This window comes from Anoxybacillus thermarum, assembly GCF_000836725.1.
GTDB lineage: Bacteria > Bacillota > Bacilli > Bacillales > Anoxybacillaceae > Anoxybacillus > Anoxybacillus thermarum.
This window is the reverse complement of sequence record NZ_JXTH01000042.1, coordinates 1-25,425: the sequence shown is the minus strand read 5'-3', so window position 1 is coordinate 25,425 and position 25,425 is coordinate 1. Positions and strand designations below refer to the sequence as shown.

Annotated in this window: 24 protein-coding genes, 2 tRNA genes, 1 rRNA gene and 2 pseudogenes; all 29 read left to right on the top strand. The window is 40.4% G+C overall.

Annotated elements, in window-relative coordinates; all coding sequences use genetic code 11:
- A pseudogene (locus tag LH47_RS15330) lies at positions 1-144 on the top strand (UPF0236 family protein); the annotation flags it as partial.
- A 394-nt stretch (positions 145-538) separates the two neighbouring features.
- A complete protein-coding gene (spoVT, locus tag LH47_RS10370) occupies positions 539-1,075 on the top strand; it encodes a stage V sporulation protein T (RefSeq protein ID WP_043967198.1) in 537 nt (178 codons plus the stop codon).
- Between the two features lie 62 nt (positions 1,076-1,137).
- On the top strand, positions 1,138-2,694 hold the full coding sequence (locus LH47_RS10365; RefSeq protein ID WP_043967197.1) for a putative polysaccharide biosynthesis protein: 1,557 nt from the start codon (positions 1,138-1,140) through the stop codon (positions 2,692-2,694).
- Positions 2,695-2,696: 2 nt separating this feature from the next.
- Positions 2,697-4,148, top strand: a complete 1,452-nt coding sequence (gene yabN / locus LH47_RS10360) for a bifunctional methyltransferase/pyrophosphohydrolase YabN (protein ID WP_043967196.1) — start codon at positions 2,697-2,699, stop codon at positions 4,146-4,148.
- A 1-nt stretch (position 4,149) separates the two neighbouring features.
- Positions 4,150-4,407, top strand: coding sequence for an RNA-binding S4 domain-containing protein (locus LH47_RS10355; RefSeq protein ID WP_042535924.1), 258 nt, complete (start codon positions 4,150-4,152; stop codon positions 4,405-4,407).
- Between the two features lie 66 nt (positions 4,408-4,473).
- A complete protein-coding gene (gene yabP, locus LH47_RS10350; RefSeq protein WP_043967195.1) occupies positions 4,474-4,767 on the top strand; it encodes a sporulation protein YabP in 294 nt (97 codons plus the stop codon).
- Between the two features lie 8 nt (positions 4,768-4,775).
- Positions 4,776-5,372 carry a spore cortex biosynthesis protein YabQ gene (gene yabQ / locus LH47_RS10345; RefSeq protein WP_235341114.1) on the top strand — a complete coding sequence of 199 codons (597 nt, stop codon included), beginning with the start codon at positions 4,776-4,778 and terminating at the stop codon, positions 5,370-5,372.
- A 22-nt stretch (positions 5,373-5,394) separates the two neighbouring features.
- The gene (locus LH47_RS10340; RefSeq protein WP_043967191.1) at positions 5,395-5,766 is read left to right on the top strand and encodes an FtsB family cell division protein; all 372 of its coding nucleotides are present in this window, start codon (positions 5,395-5,397) and stop codon (positions 5,764-5,766) included.
- 94 nt (positions 5,767-5,860) lie between these two features.
- A complete protein-coding gene (locus tag LH47_RS10335) occupies positions 5,861-6,253 on the top strand; it encodes a S1 domain-containing RNA-binding protein (protein ID WP_043967188.1) in 393 nt (130 codons plus the stop codon).
- Between the two features lie 136 nt (positions 6,254-6,389).
- A tRNA-Met gene (locus LH47_RS10330) sits at positions 6,390-6,466 on the top strand.
- 11 nt (positions 6,467-6,477) lie between these two features.
- Positions 6,478-6,549 (top strand) — tRNA-Glu (locus LH47_RS10325).
- 179 nt (positions 6,550-6,728) lie between these two features.
- The gene (gene spoIIE, locus LH47_RS10320; protein WP_043967186.1) at positions 6,729-9,194 is read left to right on the top strand and encodes a stage II sporulation protein E; all 2,466 of its coding nucleotides are present in this window, start codon (positions 6,729-6,731) and stop codon (positions 9,192-9,194) included.
- A gap of 54 nt (positions 9,195-9,248) precedes the next feature.
- A pseudogene (locus LH47_RS10315) lies at positions 9,249-10,004 on the top strand (VWA domain-containing protein); the annotation flags it as partial.
- The gene (locus LH47_RS10310; protein ID WP_084221314.1) at positions 9,967-10,923 is read left to right on the top strand and encodes a serine/threonine protein kinase; all 957 of its coding nucleotides are present in this window, start codon (positions 9,967-9,969) and stop codon (positions 10,921-10,923) included. The pseudogene LH47_RS10315 and the gene LH47_RS10310, both read left to right, overlap by 38 nt.
- 79 nt (positions 10,924-11,002) lie before the next feature.
- Positions 11,003-12,385 carry a tRNA lysidine(34) synthetase TilS gene (gene tilS, locus LH47_RS10305; protein WP_043967184.1) on the top strand — a complete coding sequence of 461 codons (1,383 nt, stop codon included), beginning with the start codon at positions 11,003-11,005 and terminating at the stop codon, positions 12,383-12,385.
- A 21-nt stretch (positions 12,386-12,406) separates the two neighbouring features.
- Positions 12,407-12,952: a hypoxanthine phosphoribosyltransferase gene (gene hpt, locus LH47_RS10300; protein ID WP_021095786.1), complete on the top strand. Its 546-nt coding sequence runs from the start codon at positions 12,407-12,409 to the stop codon at positions 12,950-12,952.
- An 86-nt stretch (positions 12,953-13,038) separates the two neighbouring features.
- Positions 13,039-14,922 (top strand): ATP-dependent zinc metalloprotease FtsH, encoded by a 1,884-nt coding sequence (gene ftsH, locus LH47_RS10295; protein ID WP_043967182.1) that lies wholly within the window; start codon positions 13,039-13,041, stop codon positions 14,920-14,922.
- A 91-nt stretch (positions 14,923-15,013) separates the two neighbouring features.
- The gene (locus LH47_RS10290) at positions 15,014-15,787 is read left to right on the top strand and encodes a type III pantothenate kinase (protein ID WP_043967180.1); all 774 of its coding nucleotides are present in this window, start codon (positions 15,014-15,016) and stop codon (positions 15,785-15,787) included.
- A 5-nt stretch (positions 15,788-15,792) separates the two neighbouring features.
- A complete protein-coding gene (hslO, locus tag LH47_RS10285) occupies positions 15,793-16,680 on the top strand; it encodes an Hsp33 family molecular chaperone HslO (RefSeq protein ID WP_043967177.1) in 888 nt (295 codons plus the stop codon).
- A 77-nt stretch (positions 16,681-16,757) separates the two neighbouring features.
- Entirely contained in the window at positions 16,758-17,684 is a 927-nt protein-coding gene (gene cysK, locus LH47_RS10280) for a cysteine synthase A (protein WP_043967175.1), read from the top strand.
- 120 nt (positions 17,685-17,804) lie between these two features.
- Entirely contained in the window at positions 17,805-19,205 is a 1,401-nt protein-coding gene (trpE, locus tag LH47_RS10275; RefSeq protein WP_043967202.1) for an anthranilate synthase component I, read from the top strand.
- Between the two features lie 5 nt (positions 19,206-19,210).
- Positions 19,211-19,786 carry an aminodeoxychorismate/anthranilate synthase component II gene (gene pabA / locus LH47_RS10270; protein WP_043967172.1) on the top strand — a complete coding sequence of 192 codons (576 nt, stop codon included), beginning with the start codon at positions 19,211-19,213 and terminating at the stop codon, positions 19,784-19,786.
- A gap of 6 nt (positions 19,787-19,792) precedes the next feature.
- Complete coding sequence (gene pabC, locus LH47_RS10265; RefSeq protein WP_043967170.1) at positions 19,793-20,662, top strand: aminodeoxychorismate lyase; 870 nt, start codon at positions 19,793-19,795, stop codon at positions 20,660-20,662.
- Positions 20,663-20,718: 56 nt separating this feature from the next.
- Complete coding sequence (gene folP, locus LH47_RS10260; RefSeq protein WP_235341115.1) at positions 20,719-21,495, top strand: dihydropteroate synthase; 777 nt, start codon at positions 20,719-20,721, stop codon at positions 21,493-21,495.
- Positions 21,485-21,847 carry a dihydroneopterin aldolase gene (gene folB / locus LH47_RS10255; RefSeq protein ID WP_042535943.1) on the top strand — a complete coding sequence of 121 codons (363 nt, stop codon included), beginning with the start codon at positions 21,485-21,487 and terminating at the stop codon, positions 21,845-21,847. The genes folP and folB overlap by 11 nt, the downstream gene beginning before the upstream one ends.
- Positions 21,848-21,850: 3 nt before the next feature.
- Positions 21,851-22,387 carry a 2-amino-4-hydroxy-6-hydroxymethyldihydropteridine diphosphokinase gene (gene folK, locus LH47_RS10250; protein ID WP_043967166.1) on the top strand — a complete coding sequence of 179 codons (537 nt, stop codon included), beginning with the start codon at positions 21,851-21,853 and terminating at the stop codon, positions 22,385-22,387.
- Positions 22,387-23,388, top strand: coding sequence for a tRNA dihydrouridine synthase DusB (gene dusB / locus LH47_RS10245; RefSeq protein ID WP_043967165.1), 1,002 nt, complete (start codon positions 22,387-22,389; stop codon positions 23,386-23,388). Before folK ends, dusB begins: the two co-directional genes overlap by 1 nt.
- A 67-nt stretch (positions 23,389-23,455) precedes the next feature.
- On the top strand, positions 23,456-24,940 hold the full coding sequence (gene lysS, locus LH47_RS10240) for a lysine--tRNA ligase (RefSeq protein ID WP_043967199.1): 1,485 nt from the start codon (positions 23,456-23,458) through the stop codon (positions 24,938-24,940).
- 244 nt (positions 24,941-25,184) lie between these two features.
- Positions 25,185-25,425 (top strand): 16S ribosomal RNA (locus tag LH47_RS10235); the annotation flags it as partial.

Here is a 25,425-nt window from a genome sequence, read left to right as displayed (position 1 = left end):
TCCAAGCGGGTTGAACAGGCCAAACGGAAGGCAGGACGGTTGTGGGCAGATGTGGTGCGTCAGAATCTACCGTGTCTGCAGCGGTCATCCGGGACGCCGATCCATCAAGCGTTGTCGGCGCTTCGGGATTTTGGTTGGGTGTAAAAAAATGGAATACAATATCATCACTTCAAGATGAGGGATGAGAGTCCAAAAGCGCTTACGATATCAATTCCTGAAAATGGTTCGCTAACTAGTGATTGACAACACCCGTAGTGAACCGAAAAAATGTTCTCCACAAAGTCTTGACTGACTCGATGATCATTTATGAGTTGCTAAAAGGGTTAAAATATGCTAAAAAATAATTGATTAATGCATGTTTACTGTTTATAAATAAGTGGCAATGATGAAGATGGGGGATTTTCACTTTTTAAAAAAAATCCCCCTTCATTGTGTATATAACTTCGCTTGTTACGGATACTAATCACAACAATGGTGAATTATTCAACTGCTTCACCAGTGCCATTTTAATAACTACATGAAAGTGAGGCATCGATAGATGAAAGCAACAGGTATTGTTCGACGAATCGATGATTTAGGACGAGTAGTCATTCCGAAAGAAATTCGCAGAACACTTCGTATTCGTGAAGGAGACCCGCTTGAAATATTTGTTGACCGTGATGGTGAGGTCATTTTAAAAAAGTATTCGCCGATTAGCGAACTAGGCGACTTTGCAAAAGAGTACGCTGAGGCTCTATTTGACAGCTTAGGACAACCTGTGCTCATTTGTGATCGCGATGTATTTATTGCAGTAGCAGGTGGATCGAAAAAAGAGTATTTAAACAAAAGCGTAAGCGAACTTGTTGAAAAAGTGATGGAAGATCGCCAGTCCGTTTTGCATACGGAAGAAACGAACGTGTCATTTGCACAAGCCCATGAAGAGCATATGCAATCATACGTGATTGCACCGATTATTGCCGGAGGAGATCCGATCGGAGCAGTAATTATTTTTTCAAAAGATAAAACACTTAGTGAAGTGGAGCATAAAGCAGCAGAAACAGCCGCGAGCTTCCTTGCTCGTCAAATGGAACAATAAAGGTAGCATCTCGCTACCTTTTTTTGATGTATCATTATACGTGACTGAAAAGGTGAAAGGCTATGGAAAGAAAAGACTGGTTGCGCGGAGCGTTCATATTGACGCTTGCGGCCTTATTTACAAAAATATTGAGCGCTTTTTATCGCATTCCGTACCAAAATATTGTGGGTGATGTTGGGTTTTATATTTATCAACAAGTTTATCCGTTTTATGGAATTTTCCTTGCTTTATCAACGTACGGTTATCCTATTGCAATCTCAAAACTGATTGCCCAAAATAAACAGCCAACATATGAGTTTGCGGTTGTGCGGTTTTCTTTTTATTTTTTATCATTCATCAGCGTTATCATGTTTTCCATTCTGTATTTTGGCGCTTCTTTTCTTGCGAGCATGATGGGAGATGATCAATTAGCTTCGCTCATTCGTGTGATTTCGTTTGCCTTTTTGCTCCTCCCATTCACTTCTGTTTTGCGCGGATATTTTCAAGGGAGAGAGGAGATGATTCCGACAGCTGTTTCACAAGTCGTCGAGCAGTCCATACGTGTAGTAGCTATTTTGTTTCTATCTTTTCTTTTGCTTCATCGCGGATTTACCGTTTATGAAGCAGGGGCTGGTGCGATGTTTGGCTCGCTCATAGGAAGTTTTGCAGCGCTTTTCGTTCTCGTTGCGTATATGTCGCGAAGACGAATGAACGCCTATACGAGAATACAGTTGCCAAAACAGGAAAAAAGAAAAGTGCTGTCATTTTTAGCGATTCATGGAGTGACGATTTGCTTAGCAAACATGATGCTCGTTTTAATGCAGCTCGTTGACTCATTTACTCTTTTACCTTTGTTGCAACAAGCAGGATTACATGAGCTAGCTAAAACGGCGAAAGGAATTTATGATCGTGGTCAACCGTTCATTCAACTTGGGACCGTAGCAGCTACTTCTTTTTCGTTAGCGCTTGTGCCGATGTTATCACGCAAACAAGCACAACGTGAAGGGGTATATACAGCCATTCGTGTAGCTTTTGTTATTGGGTTGGGGGCAGCAGTTGGTTTAGTTTGTATATTAAAACAAGCGAATATCATGTTGTTTAAAGATCATGCTGGTGCGATCGAGCTAACGATTTTGTCCATTTGTATTCTTTTTACTTCGTTAACGTTAACGTTTATTGCGATTTTACAAGGATTTGGGGATGTATTTCGCCCGCTTTCCATCGTATGTATAGGGATGATAACGAAGTGGGTGTTAAATATATATCTTGTTCCTTTATGGCATACGGTTGGAGCAGCAATGGCGACATTCTTTGCCTATGTTGTCATGTGTACAATCGCTCTTTTTTATGTGCAAAAACAAATGTCTCGCCCGTTGCTTTCATTCGTTACAGTCATTCAGACGATGCAAGCGGCTGCGGTGATGGCAATCATTTTAATCGGATACATCATGTTAACGAACGAGTTACCTGTTCATCAAGGAAGGTTATTTTCATCACTTCAAGCAATTGTTGGCGTTTTTATAGGGGCGTTTGTTTATATTATAATGGTCGTTAAAAAGGGAGTTTTCGCCGAGAAAGAATTACTTGCCATTCCACTTGGTCGTTATTTAATAAACATCAAACAAAGAAAGGCTGGATAGTAATGGGTACAATTACAATTGTTGGTATTGGGGCAGGAGATATAGATCAACTGTCTTTAGGTGTGTACCGTACGTTAAAAGAAGCGGAGCGCCTCTTTTTGCGGACAAAAGATCATCCTGTTGTTGCACAATTAGAAGCAGAAGGAATATACGCTCAATCATTTGATGATATATATGAAAAATATGATCAATTTGAACAAGTGTATGAACATATTGTTGCTTTTCTTTGTGAAGAAGTAAAAAAAGGAGATGTCGTATATGCTGTGCCAGGACATCCACTTGTTGCTGAGCGCACAGTAAAGTTATTGCTTGAAAAACGAGATCATATATCTGTTCGCATTGAAGGGGGACAGAGCTTTCTTGATGCCCTATTTAACGCGGTCGGTCTCGATCCGATTGAGGGATTTCAATTTATTGATGCGACTTCATTTCAACCGGACGAAATTCAATTGAGAAATCATATCATTTTTTGTCAAGTATATGACTCGTTTATTGCATCCGATGTCAAACTAGCTCTATTAGAAAAATTACCGCACGATTATCCGGTTTTTATCGTTTATGCAGCAGGAAGTAAACAAGAGCGCATCGAAAAAGTTCCACTGTACGAGCTTGATCGGGCGATGACCGTTAGCAATTTGACGAGTGTCTATGTGCCGAAAGTAGAAACGGATGAACTGTTGTATCACGATTTTATTACTTTACGACGTGTCATTGCGACATTGCGTGGGCCAAACGGTTGTCCTTGGGATCGAAAACAGACGCACGAGTCGCTGAAAAAATACTTGCTCGAAGAAGCATACGAGCTTCTTGATGCCATTGATCAGCAAGACGATGAAAACATGATTGAAGAATTAGGTGACGTATTGTTACAAGTCATGCTTCATGCTCAAATTGGAGAAGATGAAGGAATGTTTTCGATTGATGATGTCATTCGGGTCATTACAGAAAAAATGATTCGTCGTCATCCACACGTATTTGGGGATGCTCATGTCGAGCATGCTGAAGAGGTTGTACGTAACTGGCAAGCGATAAAACAGGCAGAAAAACAAAGTGCGTCTCATTCATTGCTTGACGATGTGGCTAAAGCGTTACCAGGCACATTGCGAGCATATGAATATCAAAAAAAGGCAGCGGAAGTTGGATTTGATTGGTCTGAAGTAGAGTCGATGTGGCGTAAAGTGGAAGAAGAAATGAATGAAGTGAAACAAGAAGTCAATCGCATGGATGAACAAAAATTAAAAATGGAGTTTGGTGATTTACTGTTTGCGCTTATTAACGTATGTCGATATTATAAGGTTAATCCTGAAGAAGCGTTAGCAATGGCGAACGAAAAGTTTCACCGTCGCTTTCAATACATTGAACAAAAAGTAAAACAAAGCGGGAGAGATTGGAGAGCATATTCGCTAGACCAGCTAGATGAAATATGGGAAGAAGCAAAAAGGGAGGGGTTATAATATGCGACTCGATAAGTTTTTAAAAGTTTCTCGACTTATTAAAAGGAGAACGTTGGCGAAAGAAGTAGCTGAGCAAGGACGTGTATTCATTAACGGTCAGCAAGCAAAAGCAAGTTCAACAGTAAAAATAGGCGATGAAATGATGATTCAATTTGGTCAAAAACATGTGACAGTAAAAGTGCTCGGATTGCAAGAGCATGCGAAAAAAGAAGAAGCGAGCGCCTTATACGAAATCGTAAAAGAAGAGCGAGTGGAATAGCTTGTTCTAAACCATTTTCCCCCCTCATACACTTGTACAAATGATCGTTGTGAGGGGGAGACAATGATGACACAAAATATCGGAAATAAAGGGCCGATTCAAGAACACGACATTATGATGCGCGGTCGCCGCATGTTAGAAATTACAGGTGTGAAGCAAGTCGAAAGCTTTGATAATGAAGAATTTTTATTAGAAACGGTTATGGGTTTTTTGTCCATTAAAGGACAAGGTTTACAAATGAAAAACTTAGATATAGATAAAGGAATTGTGTCAATTAAGGGAAAAATTTTCGAGATCGTTTATTTGGACGAACATCATACGGAGAAAGCTAAAGGATTCTTTAGCAAGTTGTTTAAATGAGTTTACATGTGCAATTTACGACTTTGCTTGCGATGATTGGAACAGGGATCGTCATCGGTGCATCTTTTGATACATACGCACATATATTCAATCGTTCCGAACGTCATCGGCTGATCGTATGGATTGCAGATATTCTTTTTTGGATTGTGCAAGCGTTATATGTATTTTACACGTTGTTGCTCGTTAATAACGGGCAGATTCGCTTGTACATTTTTTTAGCTATTTTATGTGGGTACGCTGCTTATCAAGCGTTATTTCAAAATATGTATGTTCGCTTGTTGCAACACATCATTCGCATCGCTGTGACGTTATATCGTTTAATTATCCGATTATTTTATTACATCATCGTATTTCCACTGCGACTTCTTTACCGTTTTTTTGTTTTTTTATTGATCTCTACTTGTCATTTTGTTTTATCCATTGGTAAAATTTTATATAAAGTTGTATACGTATGTATACGCTTTTTATTGCAACCTTTCATATGGATTGGACGTTTCATTTGGCGAAAAACCCCACTTCGCTTTCAAGCAGCGGTTGGACGTTTCTTTCATATCGGAAAAGGGTTTCTCGCCAAAATCACGAATATATTCAGGAAAAAAGGGTAATGAAGAAGGAGCGGTGAAAAACATGGGCGTCCCGCAAAAAAGCAAAGTAAAAAAAATTCAAACGTCGTATGTTATTCAACAAGAAAAACAAGAACATAAAAAGGCACGACGTCGCAAAAAAATTGTTATTCGTCTTGGCTTTGTGGCAACGCTGGCATTAGCCGCTTCTTCGCTGTTTTTATATACGATGATGGAACAATCTTCCGCAATCGATCAACAAATAAAGAGGAAAGAGCAGCTAGAAGAAAAGTTGCGCACGTTGCAAAAAGATGAAAAAAGATTAAAAGAAGAGATCGAAAAATTAAACGATGATAAATATATTGCCGAATTGGCTCGAAAACAATATTTTTTGTCGAAAGAAGGAGAAATTATTTTCATCACTCCTGATGAGTAAAAGAGATAGGCAGAAGGCTTATTGACACTTGTTTTTTTCATTATGTATAATGAAAGAAACGATTTTTCAGATTTTAAGGAGGAGCACTTTTTTTATGTCAATTGAAGTAGGCAGCAAGTTACAGGGAAAAGTAACGGGCATTACAAAATTCGGAGCGTTTGTTGAGTTACCAGAAGGCGCGACAGGCTTAGTGCACATTAGTGAAGTAGCTGACAGCTATGTAAAAGACATTAACGAACATCTTAAAGTAGGCGATGTTGTCGAAGTTCGTGTTATTAATGTTGAGAAGGATGGAAGGATTGGCTTATCGATCAAAAAGGCGAAAGAACAAGCTTCACGTCCGCGCAATAAAGGAAATGATCGCGCTTCAAAAGAAAGCTTTGAGCAAAAAATTAGCCGTTTCTTGAAAGAAAGTGAAGATCGTTTAGCATCCCTTAAACGCCATACTGAATCGAAGCGAGGAGGTCGTGGTGCTCGACGCGGTTAACTTGCTGCCGAACGAGATATGAGGCAGTTCATATAAGCATCCATTTCATGAGTGGATGCTTTTTCGTTTGAATTTCATAGTAAAAAAATATTGACTTTGTTTAAAGAGCATGTTATTATAAAAAATGTCGTTGCATGGCGGCGTAGCTCAGCTGGCTAGAGCGTACGGTTCATACCCGTGAGGTCGGGGGTTCGATTCCCTCCGCCGCTACCAAATTACATAGTGGCCCGTTGGTCAAGTGGTTAAGACACCGCCCTTTCACGGCGGTAACACGGGTTCGAATCCCGTACGGGTCATTAAAAAACACCAATTTCGTCACGAAATTGGTGTTTTTTTGTTTATGTAAGCCGTTTTTTGTGGTATTCCGTCGAAAGATTTATATGATTCATCTTCTTTTTTTGACAAAATTTTGATAATTCAGTCTGTATAATACAAGATAATAGACGAATATATGGAAAAAAGGGAGAGGATAAATATGGAGAGATTAGAACGGAAGTTAGTCAATCGCATGGCGGAAGTACCTTTAAGTGGGACAAGAACAACAGTCTCTCAGTGGTTTCAACGGTTTACGGTTCGTTTAAGCCATTTGTTATTTCAGCAAGGGTTTTTGTTTTTAATCATCGGTTTTTTGCTTGGACGGGCTCTCATTTTAACAAAAATGGCACCGTTTGCTTTACCTTTTTTTGCATCCATTTATTTACTTCGTCGTGATAAGTTAGGATTTGTGTTTATTGCTCTATTTGCGGGAGCGTTGACCATTTCTTTTTACGCCTCTCTATTTATAGTTGCTTCGATCGTTATGTTTCTCGTTTTTTATCGTTTGTTGTACTGGATTGATGCTCCGCCGAAAAGATTGCCAGTTGTCGTGTTTTCTGCCTCTGTGTTTGCGAAAATGATCATGATTTATACGTGGAATTATGAATGGACGATATACGAAGGAATGACGATGTTTATTGAAGCAGGTCTTGCCTCCATTTTAACACTCATTTTTTTACAAAGTGTTCCGTTATTTGACCATCAAAAATATAAACAAACGCTAAAGCCAGAAGAAGTCATTTCTTTTGTCATTCTTCTTGCTTCGATGATGACGGGGATGGTTGGTTGGTCGATTTATGATCTTTCACTAGAACATGTTGCGTCACGCTATTTATTGCTTTTGTTTGCTTTTGTTGCTGGTGCGACCGTCGGTTCAACTGTTGGTGTTGTGACAGGGCTCATTTTAAGTTTAGCGAATGTATCAAATTTATACCAAATGAGTCTACTAGCATTCGCTGGATTGCTCGGTGGGCTATTGAAAGAAGGGAGAAAGCTAGGTGTTTCGTTTGGGCTCGTCGTTGCAACATTGTTAATCACCCTTTATAGCGAAGGGGTAGCGAACATTGTGCCAAATGTCGTCGAGTCGTTATTTGCCGTTTTACTTTTCTTGATGACGCCACAATCGTTAACGAGCAAAATGGCGAAGTATGTGCCGGGAACGGTTGAGCATACGAATGAGCAACAACAATATGTAAGAAAAATTCGCGATGTTACAGCCCAGCGAGTCGAACAATTTTCTCATGTGTTTCAAGCGTTATCGAAAAGTTTCTCTTCATACGGTGTGCTTACGCATGAGGAAGAGGAAGAGCGTGAAATTGATTACTTTTTGAGCGATGTTGCTGCTAAAACGTGTCAAACATGTTTTAAGAAAGACCAATGTTGGATGACCCACTTTGATAAAACATATGATTATATGAAAAAGATTATGCAAGAAGCAGGCGAAAATGATCAAATGACGAATACGAAGTTGTTGCGCGAATGGAATAAACATTGTGTGAAAGCAAATAAAGTCGTTCAAATTATTGAAAAAGACGTATCATTTTATAAAGCCAATAAAAAACTAAAGCAACAAATGAAAGAGAGCAGAAGACTTGTGGCAGAACAGTTATTAGGTGTATCACAAGTCATGGAAGACTTCGCAAAAGAAATTCAAAAAGAACGTGAAAATTATTATGTGCAGGAAGAACAAATTTTACATGCCCTTCAACAGTTTGGGGTCGATGTAAACGATGTTGAAATTTATAGTTTAGACAAAGGAAGCGTTGACATTGAGATGGTCGTTCCGTATTGCGACGGAAGAGGAGAGTGTGAAAAGCTTATTGCACCGATGCTATCTGATATTTTAGGTGAGACGATCGTTGTAAAAAAAGAAGATTGTTCTATATATCCAAACGGAGATTGTCGGGTGGCGTTCAGTTCTTCGAAAGCCTTTGTCATTGACACAGGTGTTGCGTATGTTGCAAAGGGGGGCGGATTCATTTCAGGTGATAGCTATGCAATGATGGAAATTGGCGGAGGAAAATATGCGTTAGCTATTAGCGACGGAATGGGGAATGGTGAACGAGCGCATTATGAAAGTAAAGAGACGCTCAAGCTACTACAAAAAATTTTACAATCAGGAATTGAAGAACGAATTGCGATTAAATCCATTAACTCCATTTTAGCTTTGCGGACGACAGAGGAGATTTTTTCCACGCTAGATTTGGCCATTGTCGATTTGCAAAATGCAACGACAAAATTTTTGAAAGTCGGGTCTTCACCAAGCTTTATTAAACGGGGAAACAACGTGATGAAAATCGAATCGAGCAATTTGCCAATTGGTATTATTACTGGAGTAGAGTTTGAAATGATTGAAGAGCAATTAAAAGCAGGCGATTTGCTTATTATGATGAGCGACGGCATTTTAGATGGAGTGTCGCACATTGAAAATCATGATGTATGGATGAAACGAAAAATTAAAGAATTAAAAACGAATGATCCGCAAGAAGTATCAGAGTTGCTTTTAGAAGAGGTCATTCGTGTCAACGGTGGAGAAATTGAAGATGATATGACAATTGTTGTTGCGCGCATTAAGCATAATACGCCGAAATGGGCGGTCATTCCGGCATATCAATATATGAAATAGAGGTATAAAATCCCCTCTGAACGTCGATGATGGGAGTATACTACTTTTTTCGGAGGGGATGAACGTATGAGAAAAGGAACGTTACGTCAAATTTTATTAATTACAGATGGTTGTTCTAACCACGGTGAAGATCCAATTGCTATGGCGGCATTAGCGAAAGAACAAGGAATTACAGTAAATGTGATCGGTGTTCTTGACCAAGACATTATTGATGAGCAAGGGTTGCGTGAAATTGAAGGGATTGCTCAATCGGGTGGTGGGATTAGTCAAGTCGTGTACGCTAAACAATTGTCACAGACGGTCCAAATGGTAACAAGAAAAGCGATGACACAAACGTTGCAAGGAGTCATTAATCGAGAGTTGAAACAAATTTTAGGATCGCAAGCTTCGATCGAGCAACTCCCGCCAGAAAAGAGGGGAGAAGTGATGGAAGTTGTCGAAGAATTAGGGGAAACCGTTAACTTACAAGTTTTAATATTAGTAGATACAAGCGGGAGTATGAAGACGAAGTTGCAAACAGTGAAAGAAGCATTGTTAGATTTATCGATTAGTTTAAATGCTCGTTTGGGAAATAATGAGTTTTCTGTTTTCGTATTTCCCGGGAAAAAAGGAGAAGTGGACCGTATTTTAGATTGGACACCGAAAATGGAGTCGATTTCAAGTGTGTTTCCGAAGCTAACATCCGGGGGAATTACACCGACCGGTCCAGCCATCCGCGAGGCGCTACAACAATTCCAAAAAAGACGTTCATTAAAAAGCTTATTTACTCACGATGGTGATGACGATGTATACATCGAACAATCTATGTAACATCCGAACAGGAACGGTTATACAAGGAAAGTGGCATAAACATCGCTATGAAATTATTAAGCAGCTCGGTAAAGGAGCGAACGGAGTTGTTTATTTAGCTAAGGAAGGACGAACGTTTGTAGCGCTAAAAATAAGCAACCAAGCAACAGCTATGATGTCAGAAGTAAATGTACTGAAACGATTTTCAGAGGTCCAGGGAGTCGCCCTCGGACCTTGTTTATTAGATGTAGATGATTGGATTCATCCGCAAGAACAAAAGATTTATTCATTTTATGTGATGGAGTATATTGAAGGGGATAATTTGTTAACTTTTATTCAAAAACGCGGGAAAGAATGGATTATTGTTATTATATTGCAGCTGCTAGGTGATTTGCATAAGTTACATGAAAAAGGATGGGTGTTTGGTGATTTAAAACCAGAAAATTTAATCGTTTCCGGGAAGGTTCCAAAAGTGCGGTTAATTGATGTGGGGGGGACGACGATTCGCGGGAGGGCGATTAAAGAATTTACAGAGTTTTTTGATCGGGGGTATTGGGGAATGGGAACAAGGAAAGCAGAGCCATCATATGATTTGTTTGCCGTAGCGATGATTATGATTAATATGTGCTATCCAAAGCGATTTGAAAGAAAAGAAAACGGACGAGAGCAGTTGCGTCTCATGATTTCCTCCCATCCGTATTTAAAAACATATGAAAAAATATTATGGCGTGCACTTGATGGAAAGTATACTTGCGCTTACGAAATGAGAAAAGAGTTATTGCAATGTATGCAACAACCGTCTATGCAGACAGAAAAAAAACGGGGGGAAAGAGTCGTGCACGTAAAAGAAAAGAAAAAATTTCGTTGGGTAGAGACGATGTTTTTATTTGTTTGCGTCTTATTTATGTATGTCGTTTATTTGTATGTCCAAATTCTTTAATTTTTTCTGCGTTCGTTTTGAGTATGAAGAATGAGATATGGTACGATTGTAAAAAACGACGTTGTTAAGAGGGAGGAGTATGTTAGACATTGTACATCAATTTATTGAAAAGCATCAATTGCTTGAACGTCATACGACTGTCGTTGTTGGTGTATCGGGTGGTTCGGATTCGTTAGCGTTGCTCCATTTTTTATGGAGCGAACGAGAGCGATATGACCTTCAAATCGTTGTGGCACACGTTGATCATATGTTGCGAGGAAAACAGTCGGAAGAAGATATGCATTTTGTGAAACATTTTTGCGATCAACGTAGTATTATATGTGAGGCGAAACAGCTGAACGTCCAATTATATATGGAGCAAACGGGAAAAGGGGTGCAAGAAGCAGCTCGTGATTGCCGCTACGCCTTTTTTGAACAAGTGATGCATAAGTACAAAGCGCATTGTGTCGCTTTAGCTCATCACGGTGATGATCAAATGGAAACGGTGCTTATGCGGCTTGTGCGCGGAAGCACATCGAAAGGATATGCAGGCATACCAATCAAGCGGCCATTTGGCAACGGATATATTATTCGCCCTTTTTTATGCATTGATCGACAGCAAATTGAACAGTATTGTCAGAAGAATGGCTTGCGTGCTCGTCACGACCCAAGCAATGACAAAGATGATTACACGCGCAATCGTTTTCGTCGTTACGTTCTCCCTTTTTTAAAAAGTGAAAACAGTCGTGCTCATGAGCATGTTCAACAATTTAGCGAGACGATGAGCGAAGATGAAGCATTTTTAGAGCAATTAACGAAAGAAAAATTGAAAGATGTTGTCGACCAACAAAAAGGGTATGTCCGTGTCGATATTCCTTCGTTTATGCGCATGCCAAAACCTTTACAAAGGCGAGGGATTCAACTAATATTAAACTATCTTTATGGCAATGTTCCATCGTCGTTATCTTCTATACATATAAACCAAGCGCTACTTTTTTTAAAACGGCAACATCCTTCAGGTATGCTTCATTTTCCAAATGGTTTAAAAGTCATTCGTCAATACGAGGAGTGTATATTTACGTTTCAACAGGAACAAACGAGTGAATATGAGTTTCTTTTCCGTGTTCCTGATACGCTCGTATTACCAAACGGATGTCAACTCACTAGTCAGTTTGTTGATCGTTATCCTGTCATTGAAGACGATGAGCATGTAGTGATTGATGTTGATCAATTAGCTTTGCCGCTCCGGGTGCGAACGAGAAAGCGTGGAGATCGTATGAAAGTAAAAGGAATGGAGCATCCGAAAAAAGTAGCTCGCATCTTTATTGACGAAAAAATCCCAGCGAACGAGCGGGAACAATGGCCAATTGTTGAAGATGCAAACGGAAACATCATATGGATTCCTGGTGTAAAAAAATCAGTTTATACAGCAACAAATATTACAAAAAATCGCTATATTGTATTACACTATAAAAAGCAATGAATGATGGTAGGAGGAAAGAATATGGGTATGCATCAAGATATGGAAAAAATTTTAATTACTGAGGAACAAATTCAACAAAAAGTAAAAGAGTTAGGAGCATTATTGACGAAAGAATATGAGGGGCGCTTTCCGCTTGCGGTTGGTGTATTAAAAGGTGCTATGCCGTTTATGGCAGACTTAATTAAGCATATAGATACATATTTAGAAATTGATTTTATGGATGTATCGAGTTATGGAAATGCGACAGTATCGTCTGGAGAAGTGAAAATTTTGAAAGACTTAAACACATCCGTTGAAGGTCGTGACGTGCTCATTATTGAGGATATTATTGATAGTGGTTTAACACTCAGCTATTTAGCCGACTTATTCCGCTATCGCAAAGCAAAATCGATTAAAATCGTGACTTTGCTCGATAAACCGTCTGGTCGCAAGGCGAATATTGAAGCAGATTATATCGGTTTTATCGTTCCGGATGAATTCGTTGTCGGTTATGGGTTAGACTATTGTGAGAAATACAGAAATCTTCCGTACATCGGTGTGTTAAAGCCAGAAGTATACAGCAAATAATTTTTTCATGCACATCGTTTGTTTTGGAACGTTTTTCTATGATACTATTGACTATAGCGTGTTTTAAGTGTGGGAGGAGGTAGGAAATGAACCGCATTTTTCGTAATACAATCTTTTACTTGCTTATTTTCCTTGTCGTCATTGGCGTTGTGAGCTTTTTAAATGGCGGCAATCAGCGGGCGGAACGGATGACGTACGATGCGTTCATTACCCATCTAGAAAATGGTGATGTAAAGTATGTCTCGTTGAAGCCAGAGCGAGGCGTTTATGAAATTCGTGGCCAATTAAAAACTTATGCTGAAGGGCAGTTTTTTACAACATACGTAGCAAACAGCCCACAAGTTCTTCAGCGAATCGATGAGGCAGCGAAGCAGGCGAAGGTAGAAGTGTTGCCTGCTGATGAAACGAGCGGATGGGTGACGTTTTTCACGTCCATTATTCCGTTTATCATCATTTTTATTTTGTTCTTCTTTTTATTAAATCAAGCGCAAGGCGGCGGCAGCCGAGTGATGAATTTTGGAAAAGGCCGTGCGAAACTGTATAACGAAGATAAGAAGCGCGTGCGCTTTAAAGACGTTGCCGGTGCGGATGAAGAAAAGCAAGAACTTGTTGAAATTGTTGAGTTTTTAAAAGATCCTCGCAAGTTTGTCGAGCTTGGCGCTCGCATTCCAAAAGGGGTTCTTCTCGTCGGACCACCAGGAACAGGGAAAACGTTATTGGCAAGAGCTGTTGCTGGAGAAGCAGGTGTCCCGTTTTTCTCTATTAGCGGTTCTGATTTCGTTGAAATGTTTGTCGGTGTCGGTGCTTCGCGTGTGCGTGATTTATTTGAAACAGCTAAGAAAAATGCTCCTTGTATCATTTTCATTGACGAGATTGATGCGGTTGGGCGTCAACGTGGTGCTGGCTTAGGCGGAGGCCACGATGAAAGGGAGCAAACATTAAACCAATTGCTTGTTGAAATGGATGGGTTTAGTGGAAATGAAGGCATTATTATTATCGCCGCAACAAACCGTCCAGACATTTTAGACCCTGCCCTTTTACGTCCAGGTCGTTTTGACCGTCAAATTACGGTTGATCGTCCAGATGTGAAAGGACGTGAAGCGGTTCTTCGTGTGCATGCGCGCAACAAGCCTCTTGATGAATCTGTTGATTTAAAAGCGATTGCGATGCGTACACCTGGTTTTTCTGGTGCAGATTTAGAAAACTTATTAAATGAGGCTGCACTTGTTGCTGCTCGACGTAACAAGAAAAAAATTGATATGAGCGATATTGATGAAGCAACGGATCGTGTCATTGCTGGTCCTGCTAAGAAAAGTCGCGTCATTTCTGAAAAAGAACGAAAAATTGTCGCTTATCACGAAGCAGGTCATACAGTCATTGGTATGGTGCTTGCTGATGCGGAAATGGTACATAAAGTAACGATTGTACCGCGCGGTCAAGCAGGAGGCTATGCGGTCATGTTGCCAAAAGAAGATCGTTATTTTATGACAAAACCAGAATTGCTTGATAAAATTACAGGTCTTCTCGGTGGACGCGTGGCGGAGGAAATTGTGTTTGGCGAAGTGAGCACAGGAGCACATAACGATTTCCAACGTGCAACAAGCATTGCTCGTCGCATGGTTACGGAGTTTGGTATGAGCGATAAACTTGGACCGATGCAGTTTGGTCAATCTCACGGTCAAGTGTTTTTAGGTCGTGATTTGCATAACGAGCAAAATTACAGTGATCAAATTGCATACGAAATTGACCTTGAGATGCAACGCATTATTAAAGAATGTTATGAAAAAGCTAAGCGTGTATTAACAGAAAATCGCGACAAGCTAAACCTCATTGCGAATACGTTGCTTGAAGTTGAAACGCTTGATGCGGAGCAAATTAAGCATTTGTTCGAGCACGGTACGTTACCGAATCGAAATGGTGATAAACAAGAAGAGGTAAAAGTAAATATTCAAACGAAAAAAGAAGAATAAAGGTGTCTCTTTTTATAAGAGGCATCTTTTTTTACCGTCTGCTTATGGTATGATGAAAAAAGGAACAAATTGCGAAAAGTGGGGATGAGTGATGATTTTTGTATTAGACGTTGGAAACACAAATACGGTACTAGGTGTATATGATGGAGACGAACTGAAGTTTCACTGGCGCATTGAAACGAGCCGAAGCAAAACAGAGGATGAATACGGGATGATTGTGAAAATGTTGTTGCAAGATGTCGGATTGCATTTTTCTGACATTGACGGCATCATTATTTCTTCCGTTGTTCCACCAATTATGTTTGCGTTAGAACGAATGTGCACAAAATACTTTCATATTAAGCCCCTCATTGTCGGTCCAGGCATTAAAACAGGGCTGAACATTAAGTATGACAATCCAAAAGAAGTCGGGGCAGACCGAATTGTCAATGCTGTAGCGGGCATTCATTTGTATGGTGCACCGCTTATTATCGTTGATTTCGGTACAGCAACAACATACTGTTATATTAACGAGCATAGACAATATATGGGGGGAGCTATTGCGCCAGGTATTACAATTTCCACGGAGGCGCTTTATTCTCGTGCTGCTAAACTTCCACGCATTGAAATTGCCCGTCCAGACGATATTATTGGAAAAAATACAGTAAGTGCGATGCAGGCTGGTATTTTATACGGATATGTTGGACAAGTAGAAGGAATTGTGTCACGGATGAAAGAAAAAAGCGCTATTCCTCCCAAAGTCATTGCAACAGGTGGATTAGCCTCATTAATTGCCCATGAATCGAATGTGATTGATATCGTCGATCCGTTTTTAACGTTAAAAGGATTGCAATTGTTATATGAGCGAAACAAGAAAGGTGAGTGACAGCAATGGCAGATTATTTAGTAAAAGCGTTGGCATACGATGGGCAAGTGAGAGCGTATGCCGTACGAACAACAGAAACCGTTCGGGAGGCGCAGCGGCGACATGAAACGTGGCCAACAGCTTCAGCAGCATTGGGGCGCGCCATGACGGCAGGTGTAATGATGGGAGCGATGTTAAAAGGCGATAGTCAAATTACCATTAAAATTGAGGGCGGGGGTCCGATCGGACATATTCTTGTCGATAGCAACGCAAAAGGTCAAGTGCGCGGCTATGTATCAAATCCGCACGTACATTTTGAGTTAAACGCAAACGGAAAGCTTGATGTTGCTCGGGCGGTTGGAACAAACGGAACATTGACTGTAGTGAAAGACTTAGGATTGCGCGATTATTTTACAGGACAAGTTCCGCTCGTATCTGGGGAACTTGGTGAAGACTTTACATACTATTTCGTATCCTCTGAACAAACGCCATCGTCTGTTGGGGTTGGTGTGTTAGTGAATCCGGATGATACGATATTAGCGGCTGGTGGTTTTATTTTACAACTCATGCCGGGCACAGAAGAAAAAACAATTGCCGACATTGAAAAAAATTTAGCTACTATTCCGCCGATCTCCAAAATGATCGAAAGTGGTTTGACGCCGGAACAAATTTTATATGAACTGCTCGGTGGGGAACAAAATGTGAAAATTCTCGAAACGATGCCCGTGTCATTTGTTTGTCGTTGTTCGCGTGAACGAGTAGCGGATGCCATTATTAGCCTAGGAGCGGAAGAAATTCAGCAGATGATTGATGAAGAAGGGAAAGCGGAAGCATCTTGTCATTTTTGTAATGAAACGTACACATTTTCGGCCGAAGATCTTGAGGAGTTAAAAAAATTAGCAAAACAAAAATAAATGATTGACAATTTCGAAAATAACTGATAAATTGGTTACAAATTCTATAAAAATACTCGGGATTAGAGGTGGATAAAATGGCGCGTGTAGTACAATCCATTACAGAGTTAATTGGTCAAACACCGGTAGTGAAGTTACATCGCATCGTTGATGAAAATAGCGCAGACGTATATTTGAAGTTAGAGTTTATGAATCCGGGAAGCAGTGTAAAAGACCGGATTGCGCTCGCGATGATTGAAGCAGCAGAAAAAGCCGGAAAAATTCAGCCTGGGGATACAATCATTGAACCGACAAGTGGAAATACGGGAATTGGTTTAGCGATGGTTGCTGCTGCAAAAGGATATAAAGCCATTTTTGTTATGCCTGATACGATGAGTTTAGAGCGCCGTAACTTACTTCGCGCTTATGGGGCGGAGCTTGTGTTAACCCCAGGAAGCGAAGGGATGCGAGGTGCTATTCAAAAAGCAGAGCAGCTTGCACAAGAGCACGGTTATTTTATGCCGCAACAATTTAAAAACGAAGCAAATCCGGAAGTGCATCGTTTAACGACAGGGAAAGAAATCGTTGAACAAATGGGCGATCAATTAGATGCGTTTGTAGCTGGCATTGGAACGGGTGGAACGATTACAGGAGCTGGAGAAGTGTTGCGTCAAGCATATCCAAACATTAAAATTTATGCTGTTGAACCAGCTGACTCTCCTGTGCTTTCAGGTGGAAAACCAGGTCCGCATAAAATACAAGGTATCGGTGCAGGATTCGTCCCAGATATTTTAAATACATCCATTTATGATGAAGTCGTCACTGTAAAGACAGAAGAAGCATTTGCAGCTGCTCGTCTAGCTGCTCGCCAAGAAGGTATTTTAGGAGGTATTTCATCTGGTGCAGCGATTCATGTAGCATTGCAAGTGGCGAAAAAATTAGGAAAAGGAAAGAAAGTGTTAGCGATTATTCCAAGTAACGGCGAACGTTATTTGAGCACACCACTATATCAGTTTGAAGAATAATTCGGCAAGGACATTCTTGCCGAATTTTTTTTCGTGATTGTTTCTATATGTTCGTTGTACAATAAGCGTATGGACTGATGGAGAGGAGTGACATCTTTGAGTGAGCGAAAGCGACGACCGATGATGAAAAAACTCGCATACGCACAACGTGACTGGTTTTTGCAATATAAAGCATTGTCGCGAAAACAGTTGCATCATGTTTTGCTTGAAAGCGGCCGGGACGGCCGATACAGTATTATCGGTTTGCAACCATTTGCGGTTGTCATTGGAAAAGATGACAAGTTAACAGTGTGGCAGAAGCATCGTACAGAGACGTTTGAAGGGAATATATTGCAATCATTAAAAAAATGGTTGAATCAATGGGAAATAGACAAGTTAGAGGAAGGTCCAGACTTTCAAGGTGGAGCGATCGGCTACATTAGTTACGAATGTGCACGTTATATTGAAAAGCTCCCTTCGATCGCACGTGACGATTTAAACATGCCTGATTTATATTTTTTAGTATTTGACGATGTGTTTGTATATGACCATGATGAATCATCTCTTTATTTCATTACTCATTATGTAGATGGGGAAGAAAATCAAGCGCGTGAACGTCTTGAACGGTACGAGCAATTATGGACAACGGACTTTGCCGATGCTTCTCGCCCGTTTATTCCGAACTATGAAAAGGAAGAAACGGTGTCAATGAGCGAAGATCAGTTTATGGAAGCTGTCGAAAAAGTGCGTGCGTATATTGCGCAAGGTGATGTTTTTCAAGTGAATTTGTCTGTGCGACAGTCGAAACGGTTACTTACTCATCCGTTTGCGATTTATGAAAAATTACGTACATTAAATCCATCACCATACATGGCGTATATGCATTTTCCTGAATTTCAAATCGTGAGCGGCTCCCCAGAGCTACTTGTGAAGAAAAGAGGAGAGTATGTAAGTACACGTCCAATTGCAGGAACGCGTTCACGTGGCAAAACAATTCAAGAAGATGAACAAATCGCTCAGTCATTACTAGCAAATGAAAAAGAGCGGGCGGAACATTTAATGCTTGTTGATTTGGAACGTAATGATCTTGGGCGTGTATGTGCATATGGGACGGTACACGTAGACGAGTTTATGGTAATTGAAAAATATTCTCATGTAATGCATCTTGTCTCCCATGTTTCTGGACGACTTGCAGAAGGGAAAGATGCGTTTGACGCTATATCAGCTGTGTTTCCAGGTGGAACGATTACAGGGGCTCCGAAAGTACGAACGATGGAAATCATTGAAGAGCTAGAGCCTGTTCGACGCGGTGTTTACACAGGTTCCATTGGCTGGATCGGATTTAACGGCGATATGGAGCTAAACATTGCGATTCGAACGATGATTGCGAAAGATGGTCTTGCCTATGTACAGGCGGGAGCAGGGATCGTTATTGATTCTCAACCAGAACATGAATATAAAGAATGTTTAAAGAAAGCATTTGCCTTATGGAAAGCAAAAGAGCTGAGCGAAGAAGAGTATGTACAATTAAGCATGAGGTGAGCAAAATGATTTTAATGATTGATAATTATGATTCATTTACGTATAACTTAGTCCAATATTTAGGGCAATTAGGGGAAGAATTAATCGTTAAACGAAACGATGAAGTAACGATTGCTCAAATTGAACAACTTCAACCACATTTTTTAATGATTTCGCCTGGTCCTTGCAGTCCGAATGAAGCAGGCATCAGCATGGAAGTGATTCAATATTTCGCAGGGAAGATCCCGATTTTTGGTGTATGTCTTGGTCACCAGTCGATTGCGCAAGTGTTTGGCGGGGAAGTTGTTCGGGCGGAGCGTTTAATGCACGGGAAAACATCGCCCATTTTTCATGATGGAAAGACGATTTTTACTCAAATTCCGAATCCGTTTACCGCTACGCGTTATCATTCGTTAATTGTAAAAAAAGAAACATTGCCCGATTGCTTTGACATTTCCGCATGGACAGAAGAAGGAGAAATTATGGCTATTCGCCATAAAACATTGCCGATTGAAGGGGTGCAGTTTCATCCTGAGTCGATCATGACGGAATATGGTTTAGAGATACTTAAAAATTTCATTACACTATATAGACGAAAGTGATGCCTTATGTTCGTTTATGTAAATGGACAAGTTGTAAAAAAGGAAGATGCTCGTATTTCTCCATTTGATCATGGATTTATGTATGGGCTTGGGGTGTTTGAAACGTTTCGCGTATATGATGGACATCCATTTTTGCTTGATGATCATTTAGCTCGTCTTCATAGCGGACTCGATATGCTCAACATTTCATGTTCTATCACTCGAAATGATGTTTTGCATATTCTTTCCCAATTGTTACAGGCTAACGGTTATCGCGATGCGTATGTTCGTTTAAACGTTTCAGCTGGAATCGGAGATGTTGGGCTGCAAGTGGAACAATATACACATCCGACGATCATTATGTATATGAAACGTATTCCAGCCTTTGCGGAAGAGAAAGTATGTAAAACTTTACAAGTGAAACGAAATACGCCAGAGGGGTGTATTCGCTTAAAATCGCATCACTATTTAAACAATATTTTAGGTAAAAGGGAAATTGGTCATCATCCAAATGTAGAAGGCATTTTTCTTACAGAAGAAGGATGTGTAGCAGAAGGGATTGTTTCTAACATTTTTTGGGTGAAAGATGATGTTGTGTACACCCCTGCCGTACAAACGGGGATTTTAAACGGTGTGACCCGAATGTTTGTGATCGATTTATTACACTCATGGGGCATTCGTGTGGAAGAAGGCTTTTATTCGCTACAACAGCTAAAAAGCGCAGATGAAATCTTTTTAACAAATTCCATTCAAGAAGTTGTGCCGGTTTGTCGGCTAGATGATGATATATATCCCGGGAAATGCGGGGAAATAACAAAACGTCTCCAACGTGCGTACGCATCGTTTACAACGCATTTATGGACAAGGTACGACAGAAAGGATGGGTACGTCAATTGATTGATGTCATTTATTGCGGAAAGCATAAGTTAGATTTACGAAAACAAACAGTTATTATGGGCATTTTAAACGCAACTCCTGATTCTTTTTCTGATGGTGGGAAGTTCAATCACGTAGAGCAGGCAATTGAACGGGCAAAACAACTTGTAGCTGAAGGTGCGCACATCATTGATATCGGGGGGGAATCAACTCGGCCTGGGGCTGAAAAAGTACCGCTTGAAGAAGAGTTGCGTCGCGTCATTCCTATTGTAGAAGCAGTCGCTAAAGCAGTAGATGTACCAATTTCTATCGATACGTATAAAGCAGAAGTCGCAAAACAAGCCATTGAAGCAGGGGCTACGATGATTAACGACGTTTGGGGAGCAAAAGCGGATCCGAACATGGCTAAAGTAGCAGCTAATTACGGTGTTCCGATTGTGCTAATGCATAATCGTCACGATCGCAATTATAAAGATTTTATTTCAGATATGATCAATGATTTAAAAGAGAGTATTCATCTTGTAAAGCAAGCAGGTGTGACCGATGAACAAATTATTATCGATCCAGGTATTGGTTTTGCAAAAACAGTAGAGCATAATTTAGAAGTGATGCGTAGACTGGACGAGTTTTCTGTTTTCGGTTACCCTATTTTGTTAGGAACATCGCGAAAGTCATTTATTGGACATGTGCTTGACTTACCCGTTCACGAACGAGTAGAAGGAACTGGAGCGACGGTTTGCCTCGGTATCGCGAAAGGCGTGCATATCGTTCGCGTACATGACGTTTTACCAATTGCTAGAATGGCTAAAATGATGGATGCGATGGTCGGAAAAGGGTGGGAGTATGAGCGATAAAATTTACGTTCAGCAAATGGAGTTTTACGGTTATCACGGGGTGTTTCCTGAAGAAAATAAGCTCGGTCAACGTTTTTATGTTGATGTTATGATTGAAACGGATTTAAGAAAAGCAGGTGTAACAGACGATTTAAGTGAAACGGTTAACTACGCGCATATATATGACATATGTCAAAGTATTGTTGAAGGAAAGCCATTCAAATTGATCGAAGCAGTGGCGGAACGTATTGCTGAGCAAATTTTATCTACGTATACAACGATTTCGTCGTGTACGGTCAAGGTGACGAAGCCAAATCCACCTATTAAAGGTCACTATGCGTATGTGGCGGTTGAAATGACGAGAGGGCGTTAACAAATGGAACATATTGCTTATATTGCATTAGGCTCAAATATAGGAGATCGTTTTGATTATTTACGTAAAGCGATCACGGCTTTAAATAACCACTCATGTATTTCTGTTTTAGCGACATCCTCCGTTTATGAAACAGATCCTGTTGGATATGTCGACCAAGCTTGTTTTTTAAATATGGTTGTAAAGGTTGCCACGTCGCTATCTCCATTTGCTTTGTTGGAAGTAACGATGGACATTGAAAAACAGTTTGGTCGAAAACGAGAAGTTCATTGGGGGCCACGAACGTTAGACCTTGACATTTTGCTATATAATCACGAAAATATTGAAACAGAACAACTTATCATTCCGCATCCGCGCATGTATGAACGGGCGTTTGTATTGATCCCGTTGTTTGAAATAGATGAATCGCTAATTATTCCTTCAGTTCAACGTCCTTTACGTTCGTACGTTGAACAGTTATCTGACCAAGGTGTTCGTATATGGAAAAGTCGCAAAGCGGTGGAGGAACAATTTATGTTAGTAAGAAAGGAGGGAGTTTAATGTTTAAAATCGGAAATGTACAAATTAATAATCCTGTCGTGCTTGCTCCGATGGCAGGCGTATGTAATTCAGCTTTTCGTCTAACTGTAAAAGAGTTTGGTGCAGGACTTGTTTGTGCAGAGATGGTTAGCGATAAAGCGATTTTATTTAATAATCCAAAAACAATGGGCATGCTCTATATTGATGAGCGTGAAAAACCATTAAGCTTGCAAATTTTTGGTGGAGAAAAAGAAACACTTGTACAAGCGGCCAAATATGTAGATAAGCATACGAATGCGGACATTATTGATATTAACATGGGATGCCCTGTTCCGAAAATTACAAAATGTGATGCGGGGGCAAAATGGCTATTAGATCCAAATAAAATTTACGACATGGTAGCGGCGGTTGTTGATGCCGTAGAAAAGCCTGTAACGGTAAAAATGCGGATTGGTTGGGATGAAAACCACATTTATGCTGTTGAAAATGCTCAGGCGGTGGAACGAGCAGGCGGACAAGCTGTTGCGGTCCATGGGCGAACACGTGTACAAATGTATGAAGGAAAAGCAGATTGGAACGTTATTAAACAAGTAAAAGAAGCCGTTCGCATTCCGGTTATCGGCAACGGTGATGTCCAGACTCCTCAAGATGCTAAACGAATGTTAGAGCAAACAGGTGTTGACGGAGTGATGATTGGTCGGGCTGCCCTCGGGAATCCGTGGATGATTTATCGTACAGTTCGTTATTTGGAAACAGGCGAGCTCATTCCGGAACCATCTGTACGTGAAAAAATCGAAGTATGCATTTTGCATTTAGATCGTTTAATCGCTTTGAAAAACGAGTATATCGCTGTAAAAGAAATGCGCAAACATGCTGCGTGGTACTTAAAAGGCATTCGTGGAAATGCTAAAGTGCGCAATGCGATCAACGAATGCCAGACGCGCGATGAGCTTGTGACGTTACTTATGAATTTTGTCGAAGAAGTTGAAGCAAAAGAAAGTGATGTTGTGATGGAAGTATAAAGCATACTGTCAGCTCATGCTGGCAGTATGGCTTAAAAAATAAAAGGTCATTGGAGTGAACTTTGTTATGTCACATGAAGAATTAAATGATCAACTGTTAGTTCGTCGTGAAAAGTTACATAAGTTACGTGAAAAAGGAATTGATCCATTTGGGAAACGATTCGAGCGCACACATAAGGCTGAAGAGTTGTTTGCGCTATACGGTCATTTATCGAAAGAGGAACTTGAGGAGAAACAAATTCATGTTTCTGTAGCCGGTCGCATTATGACAAAGCGTGGCAAAGGAAAAGCTGGATTTGCACATATTCAAGATTTAACAGGGCAAATTCAAATTTATGTGCGCAAAGACGATGTTGGCGAAGAGCAGTATGAAATTTTTGATACGTCAGATTTAGGGGATATTGTTGGTGTCCAAGGCACAGTATTTAAAACAAAAGTGGGCGAGCTATCTATTAAAGTGCATGCATATGAAATGTTAACAAAATCGTTGCGTCCACTCCCTGAAAAGTACCATGGGCTTAAAGACATTGAGCAACGTTACCGCCAGCGTTATCTCGATTTAATTATGAATCCAGAAAGCAAAAAAACATTTATTACACGTAGCTTAATCATTCAGTCCATGCGTCGCTACTTAGATCAAAAGGGATATTTAGAAGTAGAAACCCCTATGATGCATTCGATTGCTGGAGGGGCTGCGGCTCGTCCGTTTATTACGCATCATAACGCTTTAGATATGACGTTGTATATGCGTATTGCGATCGAATTGCATTTAAAACGTTTAATTGTTGGTGGATTAGAAAAGGTATATGAAATCGGTCGTGTATTCCGAAACGAAGGTATTTCAACGCGCCACAATCCGGAGTTTACAATGCTTGAGCTTTATGAAGCTTATGCCGATTATACAGACATTATGAAATTGACGGAAGATATGATTGCACATATTGCTCAAGAAGTGCTCGGAACTACAAAAATCCAATATGGAGAATATGAAGTAGATTTAACTCCTTCTTGGAAACGACTTCATATGGTTGACGCGATTAAAGAGTATGTTGGTGTTGACTTTTGGAAGCATATGAGCGATGAACAAGCTCGTCAACTAGCGAAAGAACACGGAGTAGAAGTAGCTCCGCATATGACATTCGGTCATATTGTAAATGAATTTTTTGAACAAAAAGTAGAACAACACCTTATTCAGCCTACATTTATTTACGGTCATCCGGTTGAAATTTCGCCTTTAGCGAAGAAAAATCCAGAAGATCCTCGTTTTACAGATCGATTTGAATTATTTATCGTTGCCCGTGAGCATGCAAATGCATTCACAGAATTAAACGACCCAATTGATCAACGGGAACGATTTGAAGCGCAATTAAAAGAAAGAGAACAAGGGAATGACGAAGCGCATGAGATGGACGAAGATTTTATCGAAGCGCTAGAGTACGGTATGCCACCAACGGGTGGGTTAGGAATTGGTATTGATCGCCTTGTTATGTTGTTAACGAACTCACCATCGATTCGCGATGTGTTGCTGTTCCCTCAAATGCGTCATAAGTAATGATGAAAGTCCCGAGATGATCGGGACTTTTTTTAAAAAAAGAGAAAAAAATATATTGCTAAAAGACAATCAAATATGATATATTACTAATCGTCCGTGTTGGAGATAACACGGAAAAAGATGAATAAAAAATGTTGACAAGAAAAACAGTAAATGTTATATTAAAAAGGTCGCTTCAAAAGCGACGAGATGTTCCTTGAAAACTGAACGAAGCGAAAAGCGTACAAAAGCTAAGGATAACTTTTCTATGGAGAGTTTGATCCTGGCTCAGGACGAACGCTGGCGGCGTGCCTAATACATGCAAGTCGAGCGGACGATTCAAAAGCTTGCTTTTGAATCGTTAGCGGCGGACGGGTGAGTAACACGTGGGCAACCTGCCCTGTAGACGGGGATAACACCGAGAAATCGGTGCTAATACCGGATAACACGAAAGATCGCATGATCTTTCGTTGAAAGGCGGCGCAAGCTGTCGCTACAGGATGGGC

Excerpts from the sequence above, each read along its gene's own strand:
- trpE (WP_043967202.1), top strand. The coding sequence starts at position 17,805 with ATGATGAAAAAACTCGCATACGCACAACGTGACTGGTTTTTGCAATAT.
- hslO (WP_043967177.1), top strand. The coding sequence starts at position 15,793 with ATGGCAGATTATTTAGTAAAAGCGTTGGCATACGATGGGCAAGTGAGA.
- folP (WP_235341115.1), top strand. The coding sequence starts at position 20,719 with ATGGGCATTTTAAACGCAACTCCTGATTCTTTTTCTGATGGTGGGAAG.
- spoIIE (WP_043967186.1), top strand. The coding sequence starts at position 6,729 with ATGGAGAGATTAGAACGGAAGTTAGTCAATCGCATGGCGGAAGTACCT.
- spoVT (WP_043967198.1), top strand. The coding sequence starts at position 539 with ATGAAAGCAACAGGTATTGTTCGACGAATCGATGATTTAGGACGAGTA.
- pabC (WP_043967170.1), top strand. The coding sequence starts at position 19,793 with ATGTTCGTTTATGTAAATGGACAAGTTGTAAAAAAGGAAGATGCTCGT.
- lysS (WP_043967199.1), top strand. The coding sequence starts at position 23,456 with ATGTCACATGAAGAATTAAATGATCAACTGTTAGTTCGTCGTGAAAAG.
- tilS (WP_043967184.1), top strand. The coding sequence starts at position 11,003 with ATGTTAGACATTGTACATCAATTTATTGAAAAGCATCAATTGCTTGAA.
- cysK (WP_043967175.1), top strand. The coding sequence starts at position 16,758 with ATGGCGCGTGTAGTACAATCCATTACAGAGTTAATTGGTCAAACACCG.
- LH47_RS10365 (WP_043967197.1), top strand. The coding sequence starts at position 1,138 with ATGGAAAGAAAAGACTGGTTGCGCGGAGCGTTCATATTGACGCTTGCG.
- hpt (WP_021095786.1), top strand. The coding sequence starts at position 12,407 with ATGGGTATGCATCAAGATATGGAAAAAATTTTAATTACTGAGGAACAA.
- LH47_RS10335 (WP_043967188.1), top strand. The coding sequence starts at position 5,861 with ATGTCAATTGAAGTAGGCAGCAAGTTACAGGGAAAAGTAACGGGCATT.
- LH47_RS10310 (WP_084221314.1), top strand. The coding sequence starts at position 9,967 with ATGGTGATGACGATGTATACATCGAACAATCTATGTAACATCCGAACA.
- yabN (WP_043967196.1), top strand. The coding sequence starts at position 2,697 with ATGGGTACAATTACAATTGTTGGTATTGGGGCAGGAGATATAGATCAA.
- LH47_RS10355 (WP_042535924.1), top strand. The coding sequence starts at position 4,150 with ATGCGACTCGATAAGTTTTTAAAAGTTTCTCGACTTATTAAAAGGAGA.
- yabP (WP_043967195.1), top strand. The coding sequence starts at position 4,474 with ATGACACAAAATATCGGAAATAAAGGGCCGATTCAAGAACACGACATT.
- folB (WP_042535943.1), top strand. The coding sequence starts at position 21,485 with ATGAGCGATAAAATTTACGTTCAGCAAATGGAGTTTTACGGTTATCAC.
- LH47_RS10340 (WP_043967191.1), top strand. The coding sequence starts at position 5,395 with ATGGGCGTCCCGCAAAAAAGCAAAGTAAAAAAAATTCAAACGTCGTAT.
- dusB (WP_043967165.1), top strand. The coding sequence starts at position 22,387 with ATGTTTAAAATCGGAAATGTACAAATTAATAATCCTGTCGTGCTTGCT.
- ftsH (WP_043967182.1), top strand. The coding sequence starts at position 13,039 with ATGAACCGCATTTTTCGTAATACAATCTTTTACTTGCTTATTTTCCTT.
- LH47_RS10290 (WP_043967180.1), top strand. The coding sequence starts at position 15,014 with ATGATTTTTGTATTAGACGTTGGAAACACAAATACGGTACTAGGTGTA.
- folK (WP_043967166.1), top strand. The coding sequence starts at position 21,851 with ATGGAACATATTGCTTATATTGCATTAGGCTCAAATATAGGAGATCGT.
- pabA (WP_043967172.1), top strand. The coding sequence starts at position 19,211 with ATGATTTTAATGATTGATAATTATGATTCATTTACGTATAACTTAGTC.